Annotated in this window: 18 protein-coding genes and 2 pseudogenes; 4 read left to right on the forward strand and 16 right to left on the reverse strand. The window is 68.1% G+C overall.

Annotation, left to right across the window (positions count from 1 at the left end):
- The first annotated feature begins 80 nt into the window (after positions 1 to 80).
- The gene (locus IEW85_RS09265; RefSeq protein WP_188684963.1) at positions 81 to 338 is read left to right on the forward strand and encodes a Smr/MutS family protein; all 258 of its coding nucleotides are present in this window, start codon (positions 81 to 83) and stop codon (positions 336 to 338) included.
- Positions 339 to 366: 28 nt separating this feature from the next.
- Here the strand turns inward: IEW85_RS09265 and IEW85_RS09270 are convergent, their stop codons facing one another.
- The 11 genes and pseudogenes from IEW85_RS09270 to gabT all read right to left on the reverse strand — a co-directional run bounded on the left by IEW85_RS09270 (position 367) and on the right by gabT (position 13,265).
- Positions 367 to 1,275: an alpha/beta hydrolase fold domain-containing protein gene (locus IEW85_RS09270; RefSeq protein ID WP_188684965.1), complete on the reverse strand. Its 909-nt coding sequence runs from the start codon at positions 1,273 to 1,275 to the stop codon at positions 367 to 369.
- Positions 1,275 to 2,216, reverse strand: coding sequence for a DUF368 domain-containing protein (locus IEW85_RS09275; RefSeq protein WP_188684967.1), 942 nt, complete (start codon positions 2,214 to 2,216; stop codon positions 1,275 to 1,277). The genes IEW85_RS09270 and IEW85_RS09275 overlap by 1 nt, the downstream gene beginning before the upstream one ends.
- A gap of 114 nt (positions 2,217 to 2,330) precedes the next feature.
- Positions 2,331 to 3,209: an urea carboxylase-associated family protein gene (locus tag IEW85_RS09280; RefSeq protein WP_188684969.1), complete on the reverse strand. Its 879-nt coding sequence runs from the start codon at positions 3,207 to 3,209 to the stop codon at positions 2,331 to 2,333.
- Between the two features lie 34 nt (positions 3,210 to 3,243).
- A pseudogene (locus tag IEW85_RS09285) lies at positions 3,244 to 4,038 on the reverse strand (putative hydro-lyase).
- Positions 4,035 to 5,294: an NRAMP family divalent metal transporter gene (locus IEW85_RS09290; RefSeq protein WP_229658928.1), complete on the reverse strand. Its 1,260-nt coding sequence runs from the start codon at positions 5,292 to 5,294 to the stop codon at positions 4,035 to 4,037. The pseudogene IEW85_RS09285 and the gene IEW85_RS09290 overlap by 4 nt, the downstream one beginning before the upstream one ends.
- A 74-nt stretch (positions 5,295 to 5,368) precedes the next feature.
- Positions 5,369 to 6,052, reverse strand: coding sequence for a GntR family transcriptional regulator (locus IEW85_RS09295; RefSeq protein ID WP_188684971.1), 684 nt, complete (start codon positions 6,050 to 6,052; stop codon positions 5,369 to 5,371).
- A 106-nt stretch (positions 6,053 to 6,158) separates the two neighbouring features.
- Entirely contained in the window at positions 6,159 to 7,904 is a 1,746-nt protein-coding gene (locus tag IEW85_RS09300; protein ID WP_188684974.1) for an acetyl/propionyl/methylcrotonyl-CoA carboxylase subunit alpha, read from the reverse strand.
- 11 nt (positions 7,905 to 7,915) lie between these two features.
- Positions 7,916 to 9,637: a 5-oxoprolinase subunit B/C family protein gene (locus IEW85_RS09305; RefSeq protein ID WP_188684976.1), complete on the reverse strand. Its 1,722-nt coding sequence runs from the start codon at positions 9,635 to 9,637 to the stop codon at positions 7,916 to 7,918.
- On the reverse strand, positions 9,634 to 10,404 hold the full coding sequence (locus IEW85_RS09310) for a LamB/YcsF family protein (RefSeq protein WP_188684978.1): 771 nt from the start codon (positions 10,402 to 10,404) through the stop codon (positions 9,634 to 9,636). Before IEW85_RS09310 ends, IEW85_RS09305 begins: the two co-directional genes overlap by 4 nt.
- Before the next feature lie 135 nt (positions 10,405 to 10,539).
- Entirely contained in the window at positions 10,540 to 11,922 is a 1,383-nt protein-coding gene (locus IEW85_RS09315; RefSeq protein WP_188684980.1) for an NAD-dependent succinate-semialdehyde dehydrogenase, read from the reverse strand.
- 2 nt (positions 11,923 to 11,924) lie between these two features.
- A complete protein-coding gene (gene gabT / locus IEW85_RS09320) occupies positions 11,925 to 13,265 on the reverse strand; it encodes a 4-aminobutyrate--2-oxoglutarate transaminase (RefSeq protein WP_188684982.1) in 1,341 nt (446 codons plus the stop codon).
- A 103-nt stretch (positions 13,266 to 13,368) separates the two neighbouring features.
- Between gabT and IEW85_RS09325 the strand changes: the two genes are divergently transcribed.
- Positions 13,369 to 14,304: a LysR family transcriptional regulator gene (locus IEW85_RS09325; protein ID WP_188684984.1), complete on the forward strand. Its 936-nt coding sequence runs from the start codon at positions 13,369 to 13,371 to the stop codon at positions 14,302 to 14,304.
- Here the strand turns inward: IEW85_RS09325 and IEW85_RS09330 are convergent.
- Together IEW85_RS09330 and IEW85_RS09335 are read right to left on the reverse strand one after the other, a co-directional pair.
- Positions 14,280 to 14,951 (reverse strand): MFS transporter, encoded by a 672-nt coding sequence (locus IEW85_RS09330; protein WP_188684986.1) that lies wholly within the window; start codon positions 14,949 to 14,951, stop codon positions 14,280 to 14,282. The two genes, IEW85_RS09325 and IEW85_RS09330, sit on opposite strands and share 25 nt — an antisense overlap.
- 139 nt (positions 14,952 to 15,090) lie before the next feature.
- On the reverse strand, positions 15,091 to 15,912 hold the full coding sequence (locus IEW85_RS09335) for a CPBP family intramembrane glutamic endopeptidase (protein WP_229658929.1): 822 nt from the start codon (positions 15,910 to 15,912) through the stop codon (positions 15,091 to 15,093).
- A 159-nt stretch (positions 15,913 to 16,071) separates the two neighbouring features.
- Here IEW85_RS09335 and IEW85_RS09340 point away from each other — a divergent pair, with 159 nt between their 5' ends.
- Positions 16,072 to 17,589, forward strand: coding sequence for an alanine/glycine:cation symporter family protein (locus tag IEW85_RS09340; protein WP_188684990.1), 1,518 nt, complete (start codon positions 16,072 to 16,074; stop codon positions 17,587 to 17,589).
- Positions 17,590 to 17,612: 23 nt separating this feature from the next.
- Here IEW85_RS09340 and IEW85_RS09345 read toward each other — a convergent pair whose 3' ends face one another.
- From IEW85_RS09345 to IEW85_RS09355, 3 genes are all read right to left on the reverse strand, one after another.
- Positions 17,613 to 18,191, reverse strand: a complete 579-nt coding sequence (locus tag IEW85_RS09345; RefSeq protein WP_188684992.1) for an arsenate reductase/protein-tyrosine-phosphatase family protein — start codon at positions 18,189 to 18,191, stop codon at positions 17,613 to 17,615.
- A gap of 271 nt (positions 18,192 to 18,462) precedes the next feature.
- Complete coding sequence (locus IEW85_RS09350; protein WP_188684994.1) at positions 18,463 to 18,732, reverse strand: hypothetical protein; 270 nt, start codon at positions 18,730 to 18,732, stop codon at positions 18,463 to 18,465.
- A gap of 1 nt (position 18,733) precedes the next feature.
- A complete protein-coding gene (locus IEW85_RS09355) occupies positions 18,734 to 19,060 on the reverse strand; it encodes an IS110 family transposase (RefSeq protein WP_229658930.1) in 327 nt (108 codons plus the stop codon).
- Positions 19,061 to 19,193: 133 nt separating this feature from the next.
- Here IEW85_RS09355 and IEW85_RS09360 point away from each other — a divergent pair.
- Positions 19,194 to 20,298 (forward strand): annotated as a pseudogene (locus IEW85_RS09360) (IS3 family transposase).
- The last annotated feature ends 112 nt before the right edge of the window (positions 20,299 to 20,410 follow it).

Consider the following 20,410-nt stretch of genomic DNA (forward strand, 5'->3'; position numbering starts at 1 on the left):
CTCAGTGGGCGGCGTCGGTGTTTGTAGGCTGGTGGCACAGATCGACAGCACAGGTACGCCGGAGGGGGCCAGATCCTGCCATGTCCAAGCGACTCACACTCGACCTGCACGACATCTACAACAAGAGCCGCGACATCGACCGCGCGCTGGCCGAGATCATCGACGAGGCCGAGCGGACCAAGGTCAAGACCGTGGAGATCATCCCGGGCAAGGGCAGCGGTCAGCTGAAGAAACGGGTGCTGCGATTCCTGGACCGCAGGGACATCAAGGCCCGGTACCACCGCGTGGAGAAGGACAGCAAGAACTTCGGGCGGCTGTTCGTGCACTTCAAGCACTGAGCGGACCGGGCTCTGGGCGACCCGCTTCCTACCCGCCGACCTGCTCCGGGCGCAGCGCCTCGATGATCTTCTGCCGGTCCCTTCGGCCCCAGGCGGTGGGCAGCAGCGCGTAGACGTGCACCTCACCCTTGCGCTCATAGAAGTCGATCGCCACGCCCGCGGCCTCTGCGGCCTGGTGCAGCAGCTGGGTGTCCGGCTGGAGGATGTCCCGGGTGCCGATGAACACGGACAGCGGCCCCAGTCCGCTGAGGTCTCCATAGAGCGGGCTCACTCGGGGGTCGGTGACCTCCAGGGAATCGCGCCAGAGTTCGCTGAAGTGCCGGCCGCCGGGCCGAGCCAGCCAGGGGTCGCTGGGCTGGACCAGGTCGATGCGCGGATTGCTCCAGGTCAGGTCCAGCGCCGGGGAGAGCAGCACGGTCCGCGGCAGCACGATGCCGGCATCGCGCAGCTGCAGAGCGGCCGAGAGTGCGATCTGCCCGCCGGCGGAGTCGCCGAAGAGCCGCGTCTCCGCTCCCCTGTCCACACTCTCGCGGACCAGGGCGACGACGCCGTCCACCACCTGTTCCGCGGTGCCCCGCGGGGCCAGCGGGTAGATCGGCACGGTGACCGTGGTGGCGTTCTCCGCGGCGATGCTGGCGGCCAGCTGCCAATGCGGCGCGACGATCTCATTGACCCAGCCGCCGCCGTGGACGAAGACGGTGCTGCCCTGCGGCTCGCCCCCGGCGGCCCGGGGCGTGATCGTGTAGACGGGCCAGCCGCGGATCTCCTCGCGGGTGATGCTGACCTCGGCGCGCAGCCGCTTGGGCGGGGCGAAGGAGCGTGGGCGCAGCACTCGGTCCTCCACGCGCTGCTCGGCGGCCTCGCGGTCCCAGAAGACCTTATTGCGCCCGGTGAGCTTCAGGATCGCCGGAACGGCCCGCTGCGGGAGTGTGACCATCAGTGGGCGACGTCGGCATCGCGCTGCTGCTTCTTCACCAGACGGGCGTCCACGACCACCAGAGCCGCGACCACTACCAAGCCGGCCAGGCCGAGCCCCAGGGCGGTGGGCCACTCGGGGCCGACGGCCTGGAGCGTGCGGTCCTCGTCCTGCCAGGGCCAGAGCACGCGCAGGGCGCCCACCATGACGCCGGTCAGCACGATCAGGGTGAGCTTATGGTGGTGGGCCAGCAGCCAGCGCAGGGCCTTCACGATCATGATGCCGCCGATCAGCATGCCCGCCGCGAAGAGGCCCAGATAGCCGAAGTCGCGCTCGGAGACGGCGTTCATCGTGGGCTCGTAGAGACCGAAGGTCAGCAGCAGGAAGGAGCCGGAGAGTCCCGGCAGCATCAGCGCGGAGACGGCGACGGCCGCCGCGGGAATGATGGTCAGCGCGCTGGCCTCCACATCGGTGGGCGGCAGCGAGACCAGCCAGAAGGTGAGCACGGCGGCCACGATGCCGGCCAGGACGTGCTTGCCCCCAACCTTGCCGGCCATGCGCAGCGGAACAGCCAGGGAGGCCAGGACCATGCCGAAGAAGGCCGCGCGGGTCAGCTCGGGATGGTTCTCCACGGCAATGGAGATGGGGCCGGCGACGGTGAAGACCGCCAGCGCCATGCCGATCACCACCGGCAGGACGACCCGCCAACGGACCTCGGCCAGGTGCGCCTTGGCACCGCTGACGCGGTCGGGGCCGGTGATCAGCGTGCGCAGCGCCGAGACCATATGGGAGGCCGAGGCGATCAGCTGCTCATAGATGCCCACCACCAGGGCGACGGTGCCGCCGGAGACTCCCGGGACGGTCTCCACAATGCCGATGAGGCCGCCGCGGATGAGGTTTCCGGGCAGGGAGGTCTGACGTTCGCGGGGTTCCTGCTCAGCGGTTTCAGCCGGAGAAGACATAGGTGGCGGCACTTTCGCGACGGCGGTGGGGACACTCCAGGATAAACGCCCCAGCTGAGAGTCCGATGAGGGTGGGCTGGGGTCCGACGCCGGCGCGCTCAGTGTGTGCCGGGTTCAGCTGGAAGCCCGGGCGTGCGGGACCGGGCGCAGGCCGTTGCGGCCGTCCTTGCCCTGATAGGCCGCGGGCGCGGGCGACTCCCAGCTCAGCAGGACCTGCTCCTCCACGGAGAAGACCTCCACGCGCAGCGGGTGACAGTGTTCCAGCTGCTCTTGCGTGCTGGCGGCCTCCGGGCCCCACATATGCACGGAGAGATCGCCTCCCGGGCAGGTGGACAGGGCGCAGAGCAGATCGATCTCGGCGAAGAATTCGAAGTGGTCGGCCTGACGCCCCTCAGCGGCCGGACGAGCTGGGCAGGAGTCCATGAAGTACTCCCGGTTCTCGTTGAGGCCGGCGAACTGGAAGACGTTGAGCACATCGTGGACGTCGAACTCGGTGAGCCCATAGGGCTGCACGGCCCGGGTCAGATTGGAGTGGCAGTGATGGTCGAAGTCGTAGCCGGCCAGCATGCGGTTCACATACGGGTCGCAGCGTGTGCCCAGCAGATCGTGGATGACCTCGGTGTCGGGGTGCTCAGCCAGGGAGTCGGCGATCACCGTGGCCATCGGCCGCAGATAGGGCAGCGTGGACCAGAAGCGGTCATAGGTGGTCATCGATGCCCGCTGCAGCTGGCGGGTCCGCGAGGCCCAGAAGCGTTCGCGCGGATTCTGCCGGCTCCACATGTTCAGGTCACCCACCTGCGGGCCCTCCACCGAGCTGATCCTCACCACCGAGCCGGCCGGCACCTCCCAGGCCTGTCCGGAGCGCACCGGGATCTCGAACTCCTGGGTGAGCGTCCGGCCCGCAGCGGCCAGACGGTCATAGAAGGAGCGGTCCGCGTCCAGCGGACCTCCGGGCAGCGACTGGTATGCAGCAGGCTGGGCGTAGGTGTTCATGCACCTCAGCCTAGCGAGCCTGCGGACCGCGACGTCACGGAACCTGGAGCTCGGCGTCGGGGAGGTCGGTGATCAGCATGTGGCCTGGGGCGTGGCTGATGGCCAGCTCCGGAGCAGACTCCATGACCGCGGCCTGAGGGGTCACACCGCAGGCCCAGAACACCGGGGTCCAGCCCTCCGGGATCTCCACGGCGTCACCGAAGTCCGGGGCGGAGAGGTCCTTGATCCCGATCTCCTCCGGGGAGCCGATATGCACCGGGGCGCCGTGGACTCCCGGATAGCGGGAGGTGATCCGGACGGCGTCGGCGATCCGGTCCGCCGGCAGCGGCCGCATGGAGACCACCATGGGGCCGGACAGCGCGCCGGCGGGCCGGCAGCGGATGGAGGTCTTATACATGGGCACGTTCACGCCCTGGTCCATGTGAGCCATGGGGACGCCCGCGGCCAGCAACGGGGTCTCGAAGGTGAAGCTGCAACCGATCAGGAAGGCCACGAGGTCCTCGCGCCAATGCTCCAGGACGTCCTGCGGCTCGGCCACCAGCTGGCCCTCACGGTAGAGCCGGTAGGCGGGCAGATCGGTGCGGATGTCGCCGCCGGCCAGCAGCTCCGACTCCACCTGACCGGCCTCCAGCACACCGAGCACCGGGCAGGACCTGGGGTTGCGCTGGGCAAAGAGCAGCATGTCGAAGGCCAGCTCCTACGGCACCGCCAGCAGGTTCGCTTGGGCATAGCCGGGACTGAAGCCACTGGTGGGCCGGCGCAGGCCCGCCCGGAACTGCTCACGGGCCGCGGCGGGGGCCAGGTCATGCTCCGGGGCGCTCATACTCATCCACCCTGCCAGAGCTCAGCCAGGCCTGTCAGCGAGTTGGCGCCCATGTAGATGGTCAGCAGCCAGACCACCGTGCCGGAGACCAGCAGCCACTTGGGGTAGCGGTAGCCGCCCAGCAGGGAGCTCTGCTTGAACCAGGCTGCGGCCAGGATGACGGCGAAGCCCAGCGGCAGCACCACACCGTTGAAGGCACCGGCCATGATCAGCAGAGTCTGCGGGGCCTGGCCCAGTGAGAGGTAGACACCGCAGGTCAGCACCAGGAAGCCGGCGAACATCCAGGCCCGTACCCGCGGGGAGGTCTTCTGCGTGGTGATGAAGGAGACCGAGGTGTAGGTCGCGCCCAGGATGGAGGTGATCGCCGCGATCCAGAAGGCGATGCCGAAGACCCTCAGGCCCCACTCTCCCAACACGGTGAGGAACGCGGAGGCGGCCACGTTGTCGTAGTCGGTGGACTGCAGGGTGCCGTAGGCCGTGATCGCGCCCAGGATGGCCAGGAACAGCAGGTAGCGGATCACGCTGGCCACTATGATGCCCATCACCGAGGTGCGCCCGATCTGCTGGGCGTTCTCCCGGCCGGTGTGCCCGGAGGCGATCAGGCGGTGGGCGCCGGCGTAAGTGATGTAGCCGCCCACGGTGCCGCCGATGAGCGTGGTCACTGCGAAGAAGAAGGTGTTGATGTTCTCACCCTCGGGGAGCACCGGGGCCACCGTCTCGGTCAGGGCCTGGCCCACCGGCGGGTTCGTGGTGAAGGCCATGTAGCCCATCAGCAGGATCAGCACGGCGCCGCAGACCACGACGACGCGGTCCAGAGCCACGCCGGCCTTCTTGGAGAGGAAGATGGCCATGGCGATGGCCACGGAGATGACGCCACCGAGCTCGGCGTTGATGCCCAGCATGGCGTTCATGCCCAGGCCCGCACCGGCGATGTTGCCGACGTTGAAGACGATGCCGCCGAAGAAGATCAGTGCGGCCAGCGCCCAGCCGAGACCGGGCAGCAGCCGGTTGCCCAGCTCCTGGGCGTAGAGTCCGGAGACTCCCAGGGTCCGCCAGACGTTCATCTGGATGGCGATGTCCACGATCACCGAGATCAGGATGGCGCAGGCGAAGGCTGCACCGAACTGCATGGTGAACTCGGAGGTCTGGGTGATGAACCCGGGCCCCACGGCGCTGACCGCCATGAGGAACATGGCCCCGAGCATCGCTGTGCGCCGTGTGGCGGCGAAGGTGGGGCCCTTCTTCTCGGTGGAGTCTGTCATGGCGCTCACACTAATAGTTGTCCAACAATCAGGGCAACGGATTGTTGGACAATTCCGCTCATTTAACGCGGAATTTACACACGGCGCAGATGGTCCAGGAGCTCCTGCTCCGCGGCGTCGAGGTAGTCGAGCAGATACTCCTCCGCCTGCTGGCGCTGATCGGCGGCGAGCATCTCCACCAGCTTCCCGTTGCGCTCCACATAGGCGTGGTGGAAGGAGAGCTCGCCTCGCTTGGCGTGGAAGACCAGCCGCATCCGGGCCAGAACCTGCTCCATGAGCGTCTCCAGGGTGCTGCTCTGCGCCTGGGCGATGAGTGTGCGGTGGAACTGCTGGTTGGCCTGGCCCATCCCGTCGACGTCGCCGTCCTCCTTGGCCTGGCGCGCCTGGGCCACGATCTCCTGCATCGCTCGGATGGCTCCGGGGGTGAACACGGCTGCGCGCACGGCGCCGGGCTCCAGGATCCGCCGGACCCGGTAGATCTCCTGGATGTCCTCCGGCGTCGGGGAATGGACGAAGACCCCGCGGTTGGGCAGCCGCTCCACCAGCCCCTCCCCCGCCAGGATCTGGAAGGCGCTGCGCAGCGTATGTCGGGAGACCTCCAGCTGCTGGGTCAGCCGGACTTCGGGCAGCTTGGTGCCGGGCTGGATCAGCCCGTCGGAGATCCGCTCGCGCAGCGCCTCGGCCACCCGATCGGGCCCGTAGGCGTGCTCGCTGATCCCTTCGACGGACAGCTCGCTCCAGACGACGTCGTGAGTCATTCCACCAATCTATAGGGAAAGCCTCCCAGACGGCGGCGAAGCTGACTCAGCAGGTCACGACGCCGACCGGGAGGGCCGGTCAGAGAGGCCTGGTCATCAGGGTGGCTCAGCTGATGCGGCCCAGCACATCCCCGGCACGCAGCGCGGCACCCGGCTCCAGGTCCTCACGGGTGAAGATTCCAGAGGCCGGCGCGGTCAGCGTGGACTCCATCTTCATAGCCTCCACGACGGCGAGCGCCTCGCCTTCCTGCACCTGAGCTCCATCGTCTGCGGCCCAGCTGACCAGGCTTCCGGCCATCTGAGCGGTGACCACGCCTTCCTGGGCGGCCGGTGCGGCGCTGCCGGGGTCGGCGTCGGCGGCTCCGGAGCCCAGCAGGCGGCGCAGCGCGGCGGGCAGACCCAGGCTGACGGCGCGGCCGTCGAGCTCCACGGTGACCCGCTCCATCCGGTGCTCGCGGTGTCGCGCAGCGGCGGCCAGGTGCTCGGAAGCCGCCAGCTGCTCCTCGAAGTCACCCTCGATCCAGCGAGTATGCACGGCGAAGCTCTCTGAACCCTGCTCAGCGCGGAAGCCGGCGGCCTCCAGGACGGTGCGGTGGAAAGGCAGGACCGTGGGCAGGCCCTCGATCCGCACCTCCTCCAGCGCCATCTGAGCCCGGCGCACAGCGGTGGCCCGGTCCGGTCCGGTGACGATCAGCTTGGCGATCATCGAGTCGAAGGCTCCGGAGACCTCGTCTCCGCTGCGCACCCCGGTGTCCACTCGGATGCCCGGGCCTGTGGGCGGCTGGAACAGCTCCACCGGCCCAGGGGTGGGCAGGAAGCCGTGGGCGGGCTCCTCCGCGTTGAGGCGGAACTCCAGGGCGTGACCGGCCGGCGTCGGGTCCTCGGTGACCGAGAGCCGCTCGCCCTCAGCGATGCGCAGCTGCTCTGCCACCAGGTCCACGCCGGAGGTCTCCTCGGTGACCGGGTGCTCCACCTGCAGACGGGTGTTGACCTCCAGGAAGGACAGGACGCCGTCGGGGCTGAGCAGGTACTCCACCGTTCCGGCGCCCAGGTAGCCGGCCTCGGCGCAGATGGCGCGGGCGGATTCGTGGATCCGGTTCCGGGTCTCCTCGTCCAGGAAGGGTGCGGGGGCCTCCTCCACCAGCTTCTGGTTTCGGCGCTGCAGGGAGCAGTCGCGGGTTCCAGCCACCACCACGTTGCCGTGGGAGTCGGCGATGACCTGAGCCTCCACGTGACGCGGGCGGTCCAGGAAACGCTCCACAAAGCATTCGCCGCGGCCGAAGGCGGTCTCGGCCTCACGGACGGCGGAGACGTAGGCCTCATCGATCTCGGCCTCGGTGCGCACGATCCGCATGCCGCGGCCGCCGCCTCCGTGGGCGGCCTTGACAGCCACCGGCAGGCCGTGCTCGGCGGCAAAGGCGCGGACCTCCTCGCTGGTGGAGACCGGCCCGTCGCTGCCGGGCACCAGCGGGGCGCCCACCTTCACGGCGAGCTCACGGGCGGTGACCTTATTGCCCAGCTGCTCGATGGTCTCCGGCTTGGGGCCGATCCACACCAGGCCGGCCTCGACCACCGCACGGGCGAAGTCGGCATTCTCTGAGAGGAACCCGTAGCCGGGGTGGATGCCGTCGGCGCCGGTGCTGCGGGCGGCCTCCAGGATCTTCTCCATGTCCAGGTAGGTCTCGGCGCCGGTGCTGCCGTGCAGCGGCACGGCGGTGTGGGCCAGCTGCACATGCAGGGCCGCGGCGTCCTGGTCCGCGTAGACGGCCACGGTGGAGTAGCCGGCCTCGCGGGCGCTGCGGATCACGCGGACGGCGATCTCGCCGCGGTTGGCGATGAGGATGCGCTTCATGCGGGAGCCTCTCAGGTCAGGGGTTGGAGTGTGTCAGGGTCGACGGCGGTCAGACGGATGCTCTGCCCGGGGGCCAGCTGGGCGGCCCGCGGCAGGTCCTGATCGATCACGACGCCGATCACCGGGTAGCCGCCGGTGACCGGGTGATCATTGAGGAAGAGCACCGGCTTGCCGGCCGGGGGCATCTGCAGGGAGCCGCGGACCACGCCTTCGCTGGGCAGCTCTCCCCCGGCGGAACGCTCCAGCGCGCGGGCCTGCGGGTCTGAAGGGTCCACATCCAGGCGGATGCCGATCCGATCGGAATCCTGGGTGACCAGCCAGTCCTGCTCGGTGAGCCGGCGGGCCTCTGTGGCGCTGAACCAGTCCTCGCGCGGACCGTAGGTGAAGCGCAGAGTCACCGGGCCGGCGTCGGGGATCTCCGCGGCAGGCTCCGGGGCACCCACCGGCCGGCGGGGCTCGCGGCCCACGCGCAGAGACTGTCCGGTCTGCAGCGGGGCGGGGCCCAGTCCGGACATAGTGTCCGCGGAGACGCTGCCCAGCACGGGCTCGGCCAGGAAGCCGCCGCGCACGGCCAACACAGTGCGCATCCCGCGGTGCGGGGCGCCCACCGAGAGCGTCTCCCCTGCCGCGAGCAGGAAGGGAGCGCGCAGCGGTGCGGTGCGCGCGGAAGCGGAGCTGTCTGGTATGGAGCCTTCGGATCCCGAGCTCTCGGCGTCGGGAGAGATGGCGAGCTCCGGCTCGGCGCCGGAGGCGGCGAGGACCAGGTCCCGTTCAGCCCGCAGCTGCAGACCGGCATGAAGCACCTCGAGCACAGGTGACTCGGCGGTGTTGCCCACCAGTCGGTTGGCCTGCAGGGCGGCGGCCTCATCGGCGATGCCGGCCCGGGAGACGCCCAGATCACTGAGTCCGCTGCGGCCGAAGTCCTGGAGGAGGCTCTGCAGGCCGGGGCTGAGGACGGTCAGATCGCCGGGCTGCTCATCAGCCTGCGCAGCGGCAGCGGATGACTCACCGGCGGGTTCGCGCACCTGGATGGCCTCGGGCGAGACGGCCCGGTAGCGGACCGTGTCTCCAGGGCTGACCAGCGCGGGCGACGCCGGCTGCTCGCCTGCCGCTGCGGACTGCGCGTCCTGCTCGGCGCGGGAGAGGTCCCACATGACCTGCGGGGAGCGGCCGATCAGCTGCCAGCCGCCCGGGGAGACGCGCGGGTAGACCGCGGAGAACTCTCCGGCCAGGGCCACAGAGCTCTCAGGGACTGCGGTGCGTGGGGTGCTGCGCCGGGGCACGGCGAGAGCCTGGGCCTGCTCCCCCTGAGGCACGCAGTAGGTGAAGCCGGGGGCGAATCCGCCGAAGGCGCCTGTCCAGCTCTGACCGGTGTGCCAGGAGATCAGGGCCTCCACGCTCATGCCGAGGGTCTCGGCGAGCTCGGGCAGATCCTCACCGTCGTAGACCACCTCCAGCTCCACCTGGCGGGCGTCACCGGCGGAGAACTCACCGATCTCCAGGACAGCCAGGGACTCGCGGGCGGCACGGACCGCAGTGCGGGAGGTGAAGCGCAGCAGAATGGTCCGGGCTGCGGCCACGGCGTCGACCTGACCCTCCAAGGGAGTGCCGGTGAGCTGCTGGTGGCAGGCGAGGACATCGTCGAGGGTGGCGAACTCCAGCAGCAGGGACCGCGGGCCGGCCTCGCGCAGCCCGCGGATCAGCGTGCCCGTCTGCTCCGGTGCCGCGCTCATGCGGCGGTGAAGCTGCGGATCTCGACGCCGGCGCCCTCCAGGGCCTCCCGGACGGAGCGGGCCATCTGGACTGCTCCGGCGGTGTCGCCGTGGGTGCAGATGGACTCGGCCTCAGTCTCGATCCGAGTGCCGTCGCGGGCGATCAGCGCACCCTCTTCGGCCAGGCGGAGCATGTTCTCCACGACCTCGGAGGTCTCGTGGAGGACGGCGTCGGGCTCGCGGCGGGAGACCAGGGTGCCGTCGGGGTTGTAGCTGCGGTCCGCGAAGGCCTCAGCCACACCGCGCAGCCCCTGCTCACGGGCATAGTCCAGGGCGTAGCCGCCGGGCAGCAGCAGGACCGGGAGGGTCTCGTCGAACTCGGCGATGGCGTCGATGACCGCGCGGGCCTGCACCTCATGGGTGACGATGGTGTTGTACATGCCGCCATGGGGCTTCACGTAGCTGATGCGGGTGCCGGCGGTGCGGGCCAGGCCGTCCAGGGCGGCCAGCTGATAGAGGACGTCAGCGACAAGCTCGGCCGGGTCGTAGTCGATGAAGCGGCGGCCGAATCCGGCCAGGTCGCGGTAGCCGATGTGGGCGCCCACTGCCACGCCCTCGGCGGCGGCGGTACGCACGCTGGAGAGGATGGTCTTGGGGTCGCCGGCGTGGAAGCCACAGGCGATGTTGGCGCTGGAGACGACCCCGAGCATGTCTTCGTCCGGAAGCCGCCAGTTGCCGAAGGACTCTCCGACGTCGCTGTTGAGGTCGATGCTGCGCTGGCCAGTCATGTCATCCTGCCTTCCGTAGCCGCTGCTTTTCGACCAGCATGCCGCAGATGACAGGATTGTTCAACAATCTTACGGAATGAGGGCGCAGGTCTTCAGGGACCGCCGGCACGAGCCGATCTGTTCCCCTCTCCTGCCTCAGCTCCAATCCACCGCCAGGTACTGCGGCTCGGTGAACTCCTCCATCCCGAAGCTGCCGCCCTCGCGGCCGATGCCGGCCTGCTTCACCCCGCCGAAGGGCGCCGAGGGATCGGAGACGATGCCTCGATTGATGCCGACCATGCCGGCCTCCAGCCGTTCGCCGATCCGCATGGCCCGCTTCAGGCCCCCGGCATAGACATAGGAGGCCAGGCCCACCTCGGCAGCGTTGGCCTGCGCGATGACCTCCTGCTCCTCGTTCCAGGTCACCACCGGCGCCACCGGCCCGAAGATCTCCTCGCGCAGGATCGCCGCCTCACCCGGAACCCCGGTGAGCAGCTGCGGGGCCACGAAGGTCTCGGCCAACCCCTGGGGCAGCTCGGCCCGATGGGCGACCTCAGCACCCTCGGCCACAGCGCCGTCGATCAGTTCGCGGATGCCGACGGCCGCCTGCGCAGAGATCACCGGACCGATCTCCGCACCCTCGGCGGCGTCGCCCACATTGAGCGCCTCGATGGCCACACCGAACTTCGCGGTGAACTCCTCGGCCACCGCCTCATGGACATAGAAGCGGTTGGCGGCCGTGCAGGCCTGCCCCCCGTTGCGGAACTTGGCCACCATCGCACCGGCCACGGCGGCGTCGAGGTCTGCATCCTCGGTCACGATGAACGGCGCATTGCCGCCCAGCTCCATGGAGGTGTTCACCACCCGCTCGGCGCACTGGCCCAGCAGGATCCGACCCACCCGGGTGGAGCCGGTGAAGGAGAGCTTGCGCACCCGCTCATCGGCCAGCCAGGCGGAGACCACTCCGCCGGAATCGGTGGTGGTGGCGATCTGCACCAGACCCTCCGGCGCCCCTGCCTCGGACAGGATCTCCGCCACGGCCAGTGCTGTCAGCGGCGTCTCCGCAGCAGGCTTCAGCAGCACCGCGCAGCCGGCCGCCAGAGCGGGCCCGATCTTGCGGGTGGCCATGGCAGCCGGGAAGTTCCACGGGGTGATCAGCACCGCCACCCCCACCGGATGCCGGGTCACCACATTGCGCACTCCGCCAGCCGGGGCCGGAGCGTAGTCGCCGGCGGGACGCACAGCCTCCTCCGCATACCAGCGGAAGAACTCCGCGGCATAGTTCACCTCAGCGGCGGCATCGACCTGAGACTTCCCGTTCTCCGCGACGATCAGATCCCGCAGCCGCTCCTTCTGAGCATGCATTCCCTCATAGGCGCGCATCAGCACCTCGGCCCGGTGCCGCGGCGAGGCCTCACGCCACTGCTCGAAGGCCGCCTGTGCGGCACCCACCTGAGCCGCAGCCTGCTCCGGGGAGAGATCTTCCACAGTTCCGACCACGGCAGAGGTGGCCGGGTCGGTGACAGCGAACTTCGCCATGATCAGGCCTCCTTCAGTGCCTCAGTGATGATGGTCAGACCCTCGGTGAACAGCTCGTCGCTGATGGTCAGCGGCGGCAGCAGACGGATGACGTTGCCATAGGTTCCGCAGGTCAGAGTGATGACACCCTGAGCGCGCGCCGCAGCGGCCGCGGCAGCGGTGAGGGCGGCGTCGGGGGCTTTGGTCTCCGGATCCACCAACTCGAAGGCGAGCATGGCGCCGCGGCCGCGCATCTCCCCGATCCGCGGGTCCTGCTGCTGGGCGGCCTCCAGGTGCTCCACGGCCAGGCGCTCCAGCTCCACGGCGCGCTCAGCCAGCCGCTCCTCGGCCATCGTCTGGATGGAGCCCAGCGCCGCAGCGCAGGCAACCGGGTTGCCGCCATAGGTGCCGCCCAGGCCACCCGGGTGGGCGGCGTCCATGATCTCAGCGCGGCCGGTCACTGCGGACAGCGGCATACCGCCGGCGATGCCCTTGGCCGTGGTGATGATGTCCGGCTCAATTCCCTCATGCTCGGAGGCGAACCATTGCCCGGTCCGGGCGAAGCCGGTCTGGATCTCATCAGCGATGAAGACCACGCCGTTCTCCCGGCACCACTGCGTGATGCGCTTCAGGAAGCCGCGCGCGGGGACGATGAAGCCGCCCTCCCCCTGGATGGGCTCCATGATCACGGCCGCCAGGGCATCGGCGCCGATCTGCTTCTCCAGCTGGTCGATGGCGCGGTCGGCCGCCTCATCCCCGGAGAGCCCGTCGCGGAAGGGATAGGAGCCGGAGACCCGGTAGATCTCCGGGGCGAAGGGTCCGAAGCCGCGCTTATAGGGCACCGACTTCGCCGTCAGACCCATGGTCAGCGTGGTGCGCCCGTGGTAGGCGTGGTCGAAGGCCGCCACAGCCGTCTTCCCGGTGTAGGTGCGGGCCACCTTCACCGCATTCTCCACCGCCTCGGCGCCCGAATTGAAGAGCGCAGTCCGCGCCGGTCCCGGCACCGGAGTCAGCTCGGCCAGCCTCTCCGCAACAGCTACGTATCCCTCATAGGGAGTGACCATGAAGCAGGTGTGGGTGAACTGCCGGATCTGCTCCTGGACGCCGGTGAGCACCCTCTCAGCGGAGGCGCCCACTGAGGTCACCGCGATCCCTGAGCCGAGATCGATCAGCCGGTTGCCGTCCACATCCTCGACGATCCCGCCGTCGGCCCGCACCGCGAAGGTGGGCATCAGCGAGGCCACTCCGGAGGGGACCACGGCCTGCTGCCGAGTCAGCAGCTCCTGGGCCTTGGGGCCTGGCAGCTCAGTGGCCAGATGGCGGGACTGCGGCAGCGCAGCGGGGGCGGGTGCTTCGACGGACATGCGATCCCCTATGAGAAGAGACGGACAGTTCTGCAGTGAGCATGCCCCGTGCCCAGCTATGCCGTCCAATGCCTGTTATCCATAGAAAGTATGCTTCTGAGGCATGGAAACACGTCTGCTGCGCTATTTCGCCGCTGTGGCCGAGGAGGGAACCGTCTCCGGAGCCGCCGCCACGCTGCACATCACCCAACCCTCGCTCTCCCGGCAGCTGCGCCTGCTGGAGCAGCACCTGGGGCTGAAGCTCTTCCAGCGCTCCGGGGTACGGCTGGTCCTGACCTCAGAGGGGCGCGAGTTCCTCAGCGTGGCCCACCAGGTGCTCCAGAAGCATCACGACGCCGAACAGATCGCCGAGACTCTGGCCGCCGGCCGCCTGCGCCGACTCGCCATCGCCGCCCCGCGGACCACGCTGATCGACATCGTGGCCCCGTTCATCGCCACCTTCACCCCTGCTGACCCCGTGCCCGAGGTATCCGAGACCGCCGTGGAGCCCGAGCTGCACCCCGCCTCCGGGGACTATGACCTGATCATCTCCCCGCATCCGGCGGGACAGGGTCATCCGGCAGGCTCCGCAGAGAGCCCCGACGCCAGCCCAGCCGAGCACATCACCTCCCGCCCTCTGGCCTCACTGCCGGTCTGGGCCTACATCCCCTCCGACCACCCGCTCGCCGACAGCAGGCAGCTCACCATGGAGGAGCTCTGCGCCCATCCGGTGGTGGCGGCCACCCGTGAGTTCAAATCCCGCCAGCTGCTCGACGCCGCCCTCAGCCTGGCGGAGCTGCGCCCGGCGGAGCTGCTGGAGGTGACCCATGGACGGCTGGCCCAGGCCATGGCCGCGGCCGGGCGCGGCGTCGCGGTGGTCTCCGATGATCCGCATTTCGACCTGATCCCGCTGCAGATCCTCCACGAGCAGAAGCCGCTGCGGATCAACCTCTCGGCCGCCTGGCGAGCCGATCACCACGCAGCCGATGCCCTGCACGCCATGGCACAACGGCTGCAGGAGTTCTGCACGGCGCGCTATGGGCCCACGCTGGCGGACTGAGTCCCGGCAGGATCGCGCAGCAGCAGGGCCAGCCCCGCCGCGCTGAGCAGGGAGACCCCGCCCAGCCCGGCCCAGGCGGCACCAGCGCCGAAGACGTCTGAGAGCAGACCCAACATCGGCGTTCCGGCCATGGCCGCCATGCCTCCGGCTGAGGCCAGGGCCCCCAGATGCGCACCCAGGTGCCGCTCCCCCGAGAGCGAGGCCGCGGCGATGGGCGCATGCGGGGTCACGGTCATCTGCCCCAGGGTCAGCAGCAGCACGAAGGCCGCTGGGCCAGCCCACCAGGGACGTTCCATGCCCGGCCACGCATGCTCTGATCCTCCGCTCAGCAGAGCGGCAGTGAGCGCACCGGCGGCCATGAGTCCGAAGCCCAGACCGAAGACTGCGGACAGCGGCAGCCGCCCCACCAGCCGCACCCAGAGCATCTGACCTGCGGCGATGAGCACTGAGGCACCGGTCATCAGCACGGCCACCGCCTGAGCGGCGCGGTCCGGGCCCACTTGCTCGCCCAGGACATCGGGCATCAGGAAGTAGAGCTGGTTATAGGCCAGCAGATAGGTGCTGTAGCCCAGGGCCACCAGCAGGAAGATCCGATTGCCTGCCACGGCACGCAGCCCGGCGGCCAACGGTTCGCGTCCCTGCCCCACCCCCCCGCGGCAGCCAGCGGGCGTGGGCCGCTGTGATCAGTGCGGACCTCATGCCGCGGAACATTGCTGATTCTGCGACCCATTTTCACCAACACGGCAGAAAGCTCTCCCGGAGGGACTCTCGCAGGTCAGAGAAGGGTCAGCTGATGCCCACGGCCGCCACCAGCAGCGGGAAGGCCAGGAAGCCCACCACATCCAACAGGAAGTGGGCGATCAGCAGCGGCATCACCCGGCCATAGCGCAGATACAGCCAGCCGAAGATCACGCCCATCAGGAAGTTCCCGACGCCGGGGCCGAAGCCCTGGTACAGGTGATAGGCCCCGCGCAGCACCGCACTGACGAGCACCAGCACCCAGAGTCCGCGGTGGCTCAGCGGCGGCCGCACGGTGGAGACCTGCAGCGCCGGCCAGATCCGGCGGGCCCGGTCGAAGAGGTAGGCGACCATGATGATCTCCTCCAGCAGCGAATGCCGCAGCGCGGTCAGCAGCAGCATCGGCGTGGTCCACCAATGCTCGCCCACATCCGCCGGGATCAGCTCCACTGTGGCCCCGGAAGCCCGGCCGATCCCGTAGATCACCAGCGTGCCCGCCCCGATCAGCACAAACAGCCCGACGCCGAGCACCCAGTCCCGGCCCGGTCGCCTGAAGTCCAGACCCCAGCGGCGGAAGGGGTTTCCTCCGTGGAGGAAGAAGAGATAGAGCACCAGCGCCACCGGTGCCAGGGCGAAGAGGTTGTCCAGCAGCTGATAGGTGAAGTCGAAGGCCTCATGGCGGGACTGGCTGGACTGGACGGTGGCGGACTGCTCCCCCAGCGGCTCGCGGGTCAGCCGCTCGGCCAGGTTCAGCACCGCATAGATGGCGCTGCGCCCCAGGGAGAGCGCCAGCACGATGGCGACCTCCCAGGCGTAGAACTTCGGCGGACGGCCGGGCCGGGCAGAGTTGGGATGGGAGGAGGATTCCACGCTCTTCAGCCTAGCCATATCCATCGCTGCGGCCGGAAGCGTCTGCAGCTCAGACAGAGACCGGCAGGAAATGTCCATACAACAGAACCGGTGCTAACCTTCAATCCTCAGCTCTACTGTGATCCGCCGCACAAGCGGTCCCGACGAGGGGAATCTTCTATGGACGCAATTCTGGAATGGGCCGACGGCGTGGTCTGGAGCCCATGGCTGGTGTGGCTGTGCCTCTTGGCCGGCCTCTTCTTCACCATCCGAGCCAAGCTGGTGCAGTTCGGCCAGGTCCCGAACATGATCAGGAACCTGCGCGAGGGCAGCAGCTCGAAGGACGGGATCTCCTCCTTCCAGGCGCTGACCATGTCGCTGTCCGGACGTGTCGGCGCCGGCAACATCGCCGGTGTGGCCGTGGCCATCGCCTCCGGCGGCCCCGGCGCCGTGTTCTGGATGTGGGTGGTGGCCCTGCTGGGTGCCGCGACCTCCTTCGTGGAGTCCACTCTGGGCCAGATCTTCAAGGAGCGGGACCCGCGCACCGGTGAGTACCGCGGCGGTCCGGCCTTCTACTTCGAGAAGGCCTACCAGCACACCCGCGCCGCCGTGCCGATGAAGATCTATGCCTGGATCTTCGCGGTGGTCTCGGTGATCGCTCTGGGCATCTTCCTGCCCGGCATTCAGACCGACACCATGTCTGGGGCACTGACCTCAGCCTTCCCGGTGCTGGACCGGTGGATGATCGGCGTCGTGCTGGCCCTAGTGCTGGGTGTCATCATCATCGGCGGCGTGAAGCGCATCGCCCACTTCACCTCGGTGGTGGTGCCGTTCATGGCCGTCGGCTACATCATCATCGCGCTGATCGTGCTGCTGGCCAACCTCTCCGAGGTCCCGGCCATGCTGCAGCTGATCTTCGAATCGGCCTTCGGCGCCCACGCCGTCTTCGGCGGCATCCTGGGTGCGGCCATCGACCAGGGCGTGCGCCGCGGCATCTACTCCAATGAGGCCGGTCAGGGAACCGGCCCGCATGCAGCTGCGGCCACTGAGGTCTCCCACCCCGCCAAGCAGGGCGTGGTGCAGGCCTTCGCCGTCTACATCGACACGCTGATCGTCTGCTCGGCCACAGCCTTCCTGATCCTCTCCACCGGCATGTTCCAGGTCTTCGACGGCGATGAGAACCTCGTCGGTGAGGGCGGCGGACTGCCGGCAGAGGGCGCAGAGGCCGGTGCGGAGTACACCCAGTTCGCCCTGGGCACCGTCTTCGGCGCAGCCGGCGCGGCCTTCGTGGCCATCGCGCTGACCTTCTTCGCCTTCTCCACGCTGGTCTATTACTACTACATGGCCGAGACCAACCTGACCTACGCGATGCGCCGGGTGCAGAGCACCAGCACACAGCGGGCGCTGCTGGCCATCCTGCAGGTCTCCATCCTGCTGATCGTCTTCTACGGCGCCATGGGTGCTGAGGGCAGGGCCTGGTCCATCGGCGACATCGGAGTGGGCATCATGGCCTGGCTGAACATCGTGGGCATCCTGATCATCCAGCAGCCGGCGTTCAAAGCGCTCAGCGACTACCGGGCGCAGGTCAAGGCGGGCAAGGACCCGCAGTTCGATCCACGCCTGCTCCAGATCCGCAATGCCGGATTCTGGGAGGAGCGGGCCGACCGCCTGGCCCGCGGAAAGAAGTCCGAGGGCTGAGCCCACCGGGTTGGGCTCCGAGGTCAGGAGGGGCGGACGGCCTCCACCAGCGCCTCGATGGGCTCGCGCAGCTGACGGAAGGACTCGTCGTAGACGTCGGAGGGGAGCATATAGGGATCCACCACGTCGTCCTCGCTGCCGGCGGATGCCGCACCGCTGCGCTGCTGGGCCACCAGCGGCACCAGGGCCGCCAGGCGGTCCGCCACAGTGGCGCCCTGCCCCACGGCCTCAGTGATCTGATCGGTGTCCACGCTGCTTAACAGCCGGCCGACCTCGCGGACGGTGAAGGTGCGGTCCTCCGCCTCGGGGACATCGGCCAGGATGTCCTCCACGTGGACGCGGGTGGCGGTCAGGATGAGGTCCGAGTCCCGCACCATCTGCGGGGTGAGCTGATCGGCCACGAAGTTCCGTGCGTCGGCCCCATAGTCGGAGACCCGCTCCCTCATAGGTGGTTGCATGTCTTCACCGTCGTGGGCGTAGGTGCCGCCGGAGTGGACGCGGATGCCCTCCTCGTCCAGGTGGTGGGCGAGCAGGCGCTCCATCGCCGGCGAGCGGCAGATGTTGCCGGTGCAGACGGTCAGCAGAGTGTAGGGCTCAGTCATGCCTCTATCCCACCACAGCGGCTGCGCATCCTGCAGGAGCGCGGTCCGCTCCCCGCTGAGGGCACGAAGCTGCTCGCCTGTCAGCGAATCACACCAGAGACCCCTCCTGCGACTCATACCCGTACCCGGATGGAAACTGTTCCTCCGGATCATCGGATTCGGCACACCCCGCCAGCACCAGCGCTGAACTCACCAGCATGATCGGGGGCGCTCCACGGGACCCTGAGATCAGTGAGGAACGGGCCGCTCTGAGACCCCAAGCACCAGACCATCAGCGCTCACCTCGGAAAGGATTTTCGGCCTCTTCCAACTCCTGCTGTGTGGTTAAACCGATGCAGGGGTGACTGGGACGCAGAGACATAGCTACGTCGTGATTTCTCAGCACGGAGTAGAGACGTGCCATCTCAAGCACGGCTTCTCCATGTGCCACGAACGCGACGTCGATCGCCAGCTCATCCGATGAATCGATATACCAGAGCTCCCGCAAGTCATTCCATATCGACTCGACGTCGGCGCCAGCGACGTCGATCTCTGAGTTCACGTCAAGAACAAGGCAGTGCAGCTCTCCGTGCGCTTGGAAATAGGAGCCGGTCTGGCCTGCCAGCCTCTACGACCTTGTGCCCTTTCCGACGCAGGTACGAGCTCAGAGTGGCCCCGTAGGAGCCGGTGCCTTCGATGCCGAGGACGATAATCTTCCCGAAGGACTCTGCCCAGTTCAGCAACTGGTTGAATCCACGAGTGTAGGTGGCAATCGTGAGGGTTGCCATGATGCCGGCGACGGAGTCCATGACCGCGGCGACGTGGATGTGTTTGTGGGTATCGACGCCAATCACGACGTATCCCGACCTGATCTCTGGTTCTGTGGTCATAGTCTCTGCGCTCCTGGGCGAAGTCGTGTGAACATGGCACACTGTCGTCGGCCAGCAGGACAGGAGGGGCTGATGCAGGGATAGGTGACAACTGATCTGGCTAGCCGGTGGTTGGCCTGGAAGGATTGTCATCATGCCTAAGCCCTATCCCCGAGAGTTCCGCGACGATATTGTCCGGCTTGCTCAGAACCGGGATGAGAACACCACGATCTCCCAGATCGCCTCGGACTTCGGGATCCATGAAGGCACTTTGAACAAGTGGCTGCGCCAAGCCGACCTCGACGCCGGCAACACCACTGATCGCAAGCCCGGTGCCACCAGTGATGAGAAGGCGCAGCTGCGGGCAGCGAACCGCAGAATCAAAGTCCTCGAGCAAGAGCTGGAGGTCATGCGACGGGCCGCTGCCTACTTCGGGCAGGCTCAGATCCGGTCAAAATGAAGTACCCGCTCGTATGCGATCTGGCCGCCTGGGGAATCCCTGTGGCGGTGACGTGCCGGGTGCTGAAGATCGCCCGTCAGCCCTACTACCAGTGGCTGGCCAATCCCATCACCGAGGCCGAGTGGGAAGAGGCTCACCGGCTCNTCGGACCGCGTGGCGGCTCTGCCGCTCCCAGGGGGTGTTCTCGGTGATCAGCAGACGCAAGAAGGGCAAGGGCACCCGCCCCGGTCCGCCTGTCCACGATGACCTGGTGCAGCGGCAGTTCAGCACCGTGAAGAAAGTCAACGAAGTGTGGTTCACCGATATCACCGAGCATCACACCGGTGAGGGCAAGCTCTACCTGTGTGCGATCAAGGACGCCTGCTCCCGGCGGATCATCGGCTACTCCATCGATACCCGGATGAAGGCGTCATTGGCCGTACATGCGCTCAATAACGCGATCGCCAACCGCCGCCGGACGGGTGCTGAGGTGGCCGGATGCATCGTCCACAGCGACCGCGGATCTCAATTTCGAGCAAAGAAATTCCTCCGGGCTCTGGAACATCACAGCCTGGTCGGCTCGATGGGCAGAGTTGGCGCGGCCGGAGACAATGCCGCGATGGAGAGCTTCTTCAGCCTGCTGCAGAACAACGTCCTCGACGCGAAGCCCTGGGCCACCCGCGAGGAGCTTCGGACCTCTATAGTCCGGTGGATCGAGAGGACTTATCACCGAAGAAGGAAGCAGAAGGAACTCGGGAAATTGACCCCGGTCAAGTTCGAGGAGAAACTACTGGCCCAGGCCCTGACTCTAGCGGCCTGACAAGGAAACCCCACCTGTCACCCGTTCCTGCATCAGCCCCCAACGAGGCCTGGCCCGTCAAAAGATCGTCGTACTCTCTTCGGCCACCAGGGCAGTCGCCTGAAGCCCCTCC

The sequence above is a fragment of the Nesterenkonia cremea genome, from assembly GCF_014642675.1.
GTDB classification, from domain to species: Bacteria; Actinomycetota; Actinomycetes; order Actinomycetales; family Micrococcaceae; genus Nesterenkonia; species Nesterenkonia cremea.